Below are 6,676 nucleotides of genomic sequence, written 5' to 3' on the forward strand. Positions count from 1 at the left end.
AACCCCCACGGATCCACCCATCCCAGCGCATTCGGCGCATACTGGTAAAGGTTTATCCCCCCGCCAGCCCTATCGGGTCCTGATGCGTAAACCGCCCACAGTCCGGGTCGTAATACCGGAATAGAATGTAGTGCAGACCTGTCTCACGATCCGGGTATTGCCCCGCATACGCAGGTTCTGAGAATATCCTGATAACTGCGTCTCGCTTTCCCGCAACAGCTTGCCCCAGGCGCTGTTCACCCCTCTCCAGCGCACCTGCCCTTCGCTATCCGTCATCCGCTCCGGCGTACCGTTGGGCTGGCAGTGGAACCAGAAGATCTCCGGTGCATCCACGCCATCAATACGCGCCAGCGGATCGTAGCTGTCCTGGTCGCTGTAGACACAGGTCAGCGGCACGTCCCCGTGCACTTCCTGCAGCAGGCGGAACCCTTCCCAGACAAACCGGGTGGTGACAAGCTTACCGGTTGGCCCCGCCCAGCATCTGGTGTCGCATTTTGCTGATGCGGCGACCGAGCAGATCGTAGCGGAAGCTTACCTGCGTCTGCGGTTTGTTACGGTTCCTCGGGTTTGCCCGTTATCCTTCTCTACGGTGCGAGCATGGATATTATTATGCCAGCGAATACCATTCAGCTGCGTCAGGCGGTTGTGCGTCACCTTCTCAGCAGAACCTTCAAGCGGTTTACCGGCAGCATCCCAGCGCCACTGCTCCTGCCCGGGTAGCGTGCCGTCCTGAACAAGCAAACGCCCGACGCTTTCGTATTGCTAGCGGTACCAGCTGAACGGGTTATCATCCCGATCTTCCCGTACCAGGTTAGTGCGGTAGTCGTAATCCCAGTGGCGGGACTCGCATCGCGGTGCCGGACGCTGGGCATTGCCGGTAAAGACGTTCCGGCGATGCAGTCGACCAAAATAGTCGTACTCGTTGCGGGTGGTCAGCGCCCCCTGCGTGCAGAATGGAAAAATTGCACTGTTAAAGATTGCGACCTACTAAACTTCCTGAGTAAAGTTTAAATAGTTTCAGCTGTGTCTTGAGACTCTCTTTACCTTATGGCATTTACTAATAACCAACGCCATATCTTGATTTTTTATTGAAAGATCAACTAAGGTGTATATAGTGAATCCTGAAAGTGAATAATTCATCTCGCCATAAATCCAATTTTTACAAAATTATTATCTAACTATTCTTTATGCATTTCATTATACAGTTCTCTTTTTTAGACTCACTTATAAAAGATGTACAAAGAAGATTATTATTTCATTTAGAAAAAAGGGATTAATCCGAGTTTTTATCTAGTATACCAAATAAGGCAGTCATCTATAATAAATTCAAATATCACTATTGGACAATATGACTTCCGTTCCATGAATGGATAACTCATATATGTAATGTACGATTTATTACCATCAGAGATTAAGATCCCATTCAATATATATCCCACAATCAAAGGATCTTTCATTTGATTGCACTGTTATCTCTCCCCATTCATAAGTCCATTTTGTTCCATATGGAGGCTTATTTATCTTTCCCATATTGTTTCTGGAAAATTTATTTTGAATCCATTCTGTCAATCGTCTTTCTTCCTCTTCTAGATTTTTTAACGATGCCCTCTTATCCCAATCTTTGAGTGATTGATAAAAATCTCCGTCTTTATTTGTAAGAAAAAGAGATGGATTAAATGAGAAAATTGCTGGTCTGAACTCTACGATAAAGTTCTGCCCTTCCCATTCAATATCATTTTTCGAAAAATAAAATTTACCTATCTTAGTGAATTGCGGATGGGTTTTGTAAAATTCAGATGAAGTGAATGTTTCAAAAGAGCTAAGTTCAACAGGATAACCATCAATTTTAACATTCCCATTTTTAACATTAAATGTCATCTTCTTCATATATCTATAATCTTAGCAGGAATTAATTTACCTCTTGCTTCTTCAGGTATGTAAAACTGCCCCCCCTTTCCGGATTGAGGATTCGCCGTTGCACAACCATTAGAAACAAATATATCCTTAATACATAATATTCCCTAACTTTGGTTCCTATAGGGAAATCTGAGTTAAGTGTCACTTGTGACACCTCATGATATCCTAATGAATCACCTTTAGATTACCTAACTGTAGTATGAGTTATGGTATATGCAGGTAACTGATCGCCATTTGAATGCAATGCATAGAGGATCGTTCTTTTTTAAGCGTTCTGTTCGAGTAACTATCAATACCTTTATAATCTTTATTATGAGGTCCTTGCCACTTACCACATCAGCACCATCAACTTCGCGATAAACATTCCAGTATTCATTACCATGAATATGAGGTTGAGAGGAAATCTGGACGTTATCTTTCAACACATTCGGTAAGTTTATGGAGTCATAGCGCCAGCGAATGCCGCAAAGTCGTCAGTGGTTTGTTAGCATAACCTTAAATACCGAACATCAATAAAATTCATATGATACTTTTTGTTAAGAAAATAATCCGTAATCTTTATAGCAGCGTACACTAATGCACTGTATTAGATATACATATTGTTCTATTGACAACATGCGTGCCATAAAGTTATTAACAGTCCATAACCTGGATTTTTAGAATCGAGGGTTCCGCATCGGATTCATTATTCAAATCCTAACACCCTCGATTGTGGTCGAACATTAACATTTTAAATCGAATATATTAAATTAAATAATTTCCGTTCTTCACCTTCAGGTCCGAATTTATATTCATCACCAACTAACCTCAGTATTTTTTCTTCATCTACAAAGAAACCTCTGTATACTATAGCGGAAATTATCCTTCCAAATATATCTGAAGAAACATGTCTTCTCAATGTTTTAAGATCTGCTAAATTATCTCTAAGAATATAATAAGCGTAATTCATTAGAATGAAGTTGGATATTAATAAATTTTTTGTAGATTGATACTTATCAAAACACTGATCCAAAGCTTTATATATTATTTTTTTAGATTTTTTATATGCATTAATAAAATTACCAGGATCGATAAGATAGCAATTTTTATCATTAAACAACAGGTGATTATCTTCGTTATTCGCAACAAACAAAAAATTTAATACCGATGATTGATAGTATTTTATAGCCTTAATATCTTCAAAGTTTTTCTTTTTTTCAAGTTGTGCATAAAATTGCTCAAGCAATGATAATACAGTTACATTACCATGCTGAACAGTATTTATACAGAGCCCGGCATTTGTAATGCATAGCAAATTATAAGAGTCATCATCCATGCCCATTTCAAAACACAAAAACCTTAAAAAAAAGCCTTTTGCTTTTATTGCGTAATCTTCTTTGTTGTTTTTTAAAGAAAGAAGTTGATGTATATAAAATAATATAAAGATATCTTTATCTATACGCTGTCGATTATCTATTTGAAACAGATAACCTAATCGAGATAGAAAAACTTCAAATGCATATTTCCCTTCTTCACTTAGGCCTAGCTTCTTTAATGCACGCTGTAACATAAGTTTAGGAAAGCAAGTTTGCCAACGACTCAACTCTGCATACTTCCCATTTTCTTTTTTAAAATAAACGGGAAAAAGGTCTGGTTCATCTTGAACATAGACATAATTTCCAAAACTTTCAATCTCTGCTCTCGCATTAGTGAAGTGTTCAATTTTATGTAGATACATTTCAAAAATCATTAAGTAATCCTCTTACCACATTTCTTCCAATTACCTTTAGCATCTTTCTTTTCAATCTGGAATGAAGTGATTTTATCATTAAAACGAGAAAGGATATTTTTACCGATGCCCCTTGCTCCAGGTTCATTTCTCTTTGATAGAGCTCCATCTTTCAGCCCGGTTTCTTTGTAATCAACTTTTGATATATCACTATGTTGATTAAGAAGCTCAACCCCAGAGTCATTTACGGTCATAACGGCACGATACTGTTCATTTCCAGGGTTAAACCCTGGTCGGCTATCATGATTAACCCATATGGCTTTTTCACCACGATTATTAGGAACCAATCCACCTTTACCATCGAGTTCAGAAGCTGAAGCAATCGCTTCATCTTTACTCATATAGCGTATAACTTCCTCTTGTTTTAATCCCAGAGGGTCTATTCGGGTTAAACTATTGGCACCATACTGGTAAAGGTTTATTCCCCCCGCCAGCCCTATCGGGTCCTGCTGCGTAAACCGTCCGCAGTCCGGGTCGTAATACCGGAACAGATTGTAGTGCAGCCCTGTCTCACGGTCCTGGTATTGCCCCTGCATCCGCAGGTTCTGAGAATATCCTGATACTTGCGTCTCGCTTTCCCGCAGCAGCTTGCCCCAGGCGCTGTTCACCCCTTCCCAGCGCACCTGCCCTTCGATATCCGTCATCCGCTCCGGCGTGCCGTTCGGCTGACAGTGGAACCAGAAGATCTCCGGGGCATCAACGCCGTCAATACGCGCCAGCGGGTCGTAGCTGTCCTGATCGCTGTAGACGTAGGTCAGCGGCACGTCCCCGTGCACTTCCTGCAGCAGACGGAACCCTTSCCAGACAAACCGGGTGGTGATCGGCTTGCCGGTTGGCTGTCCGCCCAGCATCTGGCGTCGCGTTTTGCTGATGCGTCGCCCAAGCGGATCGTAGCGGAAGCTGACCTGCGTCTGCGGTTTGTTGCGATCCCGCGGCTGGCTGATGACCTCCGTCAGGCGATGTTCCCCGTCGTAGCGGTAGTGCCAGCGGGTCTGGCCGTTATCCTTCTCCACGGTGCGGCCGTGGATGTCATAACGCCAGCGAATGCCGTTAAGCTGCGTCAGGCGGTTATGCGTGACTTTCTCAGCAGAACCTTCGAGCAGTGAAGGTTCTGTAGTGGTAGCGGTTTGCGCCGCGGTGGAATCCGATACCGCTGAAATGGACGACGCCGACCGTGAAAAGTCCATGGCCGAGCAGGGTCTGGAAGAGCCGGGCCTGAACCGCATGATCCGCGCGGGCTATGAGCTGCTGAACCTGCAAACCTACTTCACCGCTGGTGTAAAAGAAGTGCGTGCGTGGACCATCCCTGTCGGTGCGACTGCGCCTCAGGCAGCCGGTAAGATCCACACCGACTTCGAGAAAGGCTTCATTCGTGCGCAGACTATCGCGTTTGAAGACTTCATCACCTACAAAGGTGAGCAAGGCGCGAAAGAAGCGGGCAAGATGCGTGCGGAAGGGAAAGATTACATCGTTAAAGATGGCGATGTGATGAACTTCCTGTTTAACGTTTGATTGGTTTTGAATGAAAAAATCCACGCTTAGGCGCGGATTTTTATTCCGATATAAATTTCCCAGATAGTATTAAATTTAAAAAATACCTTCTTTGAGAGGATGGTCTTTTATTCCTCCCCAAGGGTCATCTAGTAAAAACTTAGCAGCAACAGCTTCTTTTGCCGGTACAAGAGTGAAATTATAGTAAATTTCATCGCTTTTACAAACCTCATAAAAAAGTGAATAAACTTTATCGTTCACATCTATATTTAAATCGAATTTCTCAGTTGCAGAAGCGATTTGCAGCTTATGTTTATCCGTAATGAAAAATGGTACAACAATACAGCGCTGAGCATTTTCATCCAATTTGAAAGCATTCTCTATCTTGATATTGACGTTTGCTCCAAACGCGTCCTCTGGTAATGGATCGAATATAACATAATCCTTGTGAAGAACAGCACCTTGAGAAACATTACCCTTTCCCCACTGACTCAGCTTTTCGTCATAGTCTCGGGATCGTAACACTATTTGACTATGTGAAATCAGTAGATCAACTATTTGTATTTTTTTATCATTCATTACACTACCTCGATTTTTATTATCGTTCTACCAATAATGTGAGGTCAGGCCATCAAAAATAAAATACCTGTGATATTTTTAAGGTGTTAATGAGTGGCGGTAATACGAAATCTGACAGGGGAAGCACCCTACCCCTGATGCTCAAATATTGGTCAGGATATTATCGACAAGCTCAAACCCTGATACCCCCATTGTTGTGTAATTAGGGTATTCGGCAACAGTTAACCGCCTGGTTTCGTCCTCTCCATTATATAAACCACCAGCATAATTAAATATTTTCAATTGTTTTTTTTCTTCTGTAAGATCAGTGTGACCAATAATTTTCCAAACGCCCGTGCTGATATTTTGGTTGCCGGTAAAGATAATTTTCGTCTCTTTGCCAAACTTTTCAAAACTTAGCGGTGTTAATGAACCGCCATCAATAAGTTCTTCAGCCTGCTGGATTGATAATATGCAGAACCCTATGGCTTGCTGAAATTTTTTGCTTGGAGCAAAAACAATATGACAAATCGCATATTTCCCATTGCTCAATGGAATGACAAAGATGTCACCCTCTTTGTATTTTACTTTCATAAGCCATTACCTTTCAGAATTGATAACGCATCATTCAATACTTTTCCACCCCAATCACTGCTATGACCCGCAATATCATATGTGCTAGCATTTGGGTTATTAGGACTATACGATCTGATTTTATTGAGGAGATTTGTTAAGGAATTCGTTGACTTAGCTCCACCATTAAGATCCATAATTCTTTGTTCCAAGTATTTAGCTTCAGCTTTGGTCAAATTATTATCAAATATGGTCAGCTGTTCCAAATGAGATTTACCCGGTGTATTCGCATGGCTATTCAAACGCGTTGGTGCATCCCCACGTCCTACATAGATAATATTCTTTCCATCGTGTAGCACATACAACCAT

At 41.8% G+C, this 6,676-nt stretch carries 5 protein-coding genes and 3 pseudogenes; 1 reads left to right on the forward strand and 7 read right to left on the reverse strand.

Annotated elements, in window-relative coordinates:
- The 4 genes and pseudogenes from JTA15_RS21750 to JTA15_RS08405 form a co-directional block, all read right to left on the reverse strand.
- Positions 1-948 (reverse strand): annotated as a pseudogene (locus JTA15_RS21750) (RHS repeat-associated core domain-containing protein); the annotation flags it as partial.
- 456 nt (positions 949-1,404) lie between these two features.
- On the reverse strand, positions 1,405-1,887 hold the full coding sequence (locus JTA15_RS08395) for a hypothetical protein (RefSeq protein ID WP_219373102.1): 483 nt from the start codon (positions 1,885-1,887) through the stop codon (positions 1,405-1,407).
- Between the two features lie 760 nt (positions 1,888-2,647).
- The gene (locus JTA15_RS08400) at positions 2,648-3,646 is read right to left on the reverse strand and encodes a hypothetical protein (RefSeq protein ID WP_219373103.1); all 999 of its coding nucleotides are present in this window, start codon (positions 3,644-3,646) and stop codon (positions 2,648-2,650) included.
- A pseudogene (locus JTA15_RS08405) lies at positions 3,646-4,785 on the reverse strand (RHS repeat domain-containing protein); the annotation flags it as partial. The gene JTA15_RS08400 and the pseudogene JTA15_RS08405, both read right to left, overlap by 1 nt.
- Here JTA15_RS08405 and JTA15_RS08410 point away from each other — a divergent pair.
- A pseudogene (locus tag JTA15_RS08410) lies at positions 4,775-5,197 on the forward strand (DUF933 domain-containing protein); the annotation flags it as partial. The pseudogenes JTA15_RS08405 and JTA15_RS08410 sit on opposite strands and share 11 nt — an antisense overlap.
- A gap of 75 nt (positions 5,198-5,272) precedes the next feature.
- Here the strand turns inward: JTA15_RS08410 and comJ are convergent.
- The 3 genes from comJ to JTA15_RS08425 form a co-directional block, all read right to left on the reverse strand.
- The gene (comJ, locus tag JTA15_RS08415) at positions 5,273-5,755 is read right to left on the reverse strand and encodes a competence protein ComJ (protein ID WP_219373104.1); all 483 of its coding nucleotides are present in this window, start codon (positions 5,753-5,755) and stop codon (positions 5,273-5,275) included.
- 141 nt (positions 5,756-5,896) lie between these two features.
- Positions 5,897-6,328: an immunity 26/phosphotriesterase HocA family protein gene (locus JTA15_RS08420; RefSeq protein WP_219373105.1), complete on the reverse strand. Its 432-nt coding sequence runs from the start codon at positions 6,326-6,328 to the stop codon at positions 5,897-5,899.
- On the reverse strand, positions 6,325-6,676 hold a 352-nt coding region (locus tag JTA15_RS08425; RefSeq protein ID WP_219373106.1), incomplete at its 5' end, for a hypothetical protein. The genes JTA15_RS08425 and JTA15_RS08420, both read right to left, overlap by 4 nt.

This window comes from Enterobacter sp. BIDMC 29, from assembly GCF_019378755.1.
Classification (GTDB): Bacteria; Pseudomonadota; Gammaproteobacteria; order Enterobacterales; family Enterobacteriaceae; genus Enterobacter; species Enterobacter ludwigii.

Coding starts and splice junctions, on each gene's coding strand:
- JTA15_RS08395 (WP_219373102.1), bottom strand. CDS start 1,887: ATGAAGAAGATGACATTTAATGTTAAAAATGGGAATGTTAAAATTGAT.
- JTA15_RS08400 (WP_219373103.1), bottom strand. CDS start 3,646: ATGATTTTTGAAATGTATCTACATAAAATTGAACACTTCACTAATGCG.
- comJ (WP_219373104.1), bottom strand. CDS start 5,755: ATGAATGATAAAAAAATACAAATAGTTGATCTACTGATTTCACATAGT.
- JTA15_RS08420 (WP_219373105.1), bottom strand. CDS start 6,328: ATGAAAGTAAAATACAAAGAGGGTGACATCTTTGTCATTCCATTGAGC.